We start from the raw sequence: 569 nt of genomic DNA, 5'->3' as shown, positions 1-569 counted from the left end.
CATGTGGTTATACACAACTTGACGATTCGAAGGCGATGCTGGAATAGGAAAGTAGTCGGGAGGGGTTGATAACGACGTGGAATTCGCGATTTACTCTCGGATTTTCGGCATGAAGATTCGAGACGACGCGGGGGCATGGGTGGACGAGGAATTCGAAACGCTGGATCTGGGTGATCCACGGCGAGACCGGCGCGCAAAGGAACTGGTCAAACGGTTTGCCAGTCGGCCGACGGCCAGCATCCCGGGCGCGTGCGAAGACTGGGCCGAGACGATGGTGGCCTATCGCTTTCTGGGCAATGAGCGCATCGACTGGCGCGACATGATGCAGCCGCATTGGGATCGCACACCACCGCGCGCATGGGGCAGTTGCCGGTGGTGCTGTGTATTGCCGATACGACGGAGCTGAACTTTAACGGTCAGGACATCGAGGGTGCCGGGCCGCTCAGTTATGAAGCACAGGTGGGCATGTACCTTCACGCGACCTACGCGGTGACGCCGGATCGCGAGCCACTTGGCGTAATCAATTCGTGGATGTTTGCACGCGAGCCACGCGATTCAAACGGCAAGCG

General features: G+C 58.9%; 1 protein-coding gene and 1 pseudogene. Both read left to right on the top strand.

Annotated elements, in window-relative coordinates:
• Window positions 1-76 precede the first annotated feature (76 nt).
• Complete coding sequence (locus BMI01S_RS44515) at window positions 77-406, top strand: IS4/Tn5 family transposase DNA-binding protein (RefSeq protein ID WP_425195053.1); 330 nt, start codon at window positions 77-79, stop codon at window positions 404-406.
• Window positions 373-569 (top strand): annotated as a pseudogene (locus BMI01S_RS44510) (IS4 family transposase); the annotation flags it as partial. The gene BMI01S_RS44515 and the pseudogene BMI01S_RS44510, both read left to right, overlap by 34 nt.

This window comes from Paraburkholderia mimosarum LMG 23256 = NBRC 106338 (assembly GCF_000739815.1).
GTDB lineage: Bacteria > Pseudomonadota > Gammaproteobacteria > Burkholderiales > Burkholderiaceae > Paraburkholderia > Paraburkholderia mimosarum.
Note: the sequence above shows the minus strand (reverse complement) of the source record. Positions and strands in the feature narration are given on the sequence as shown.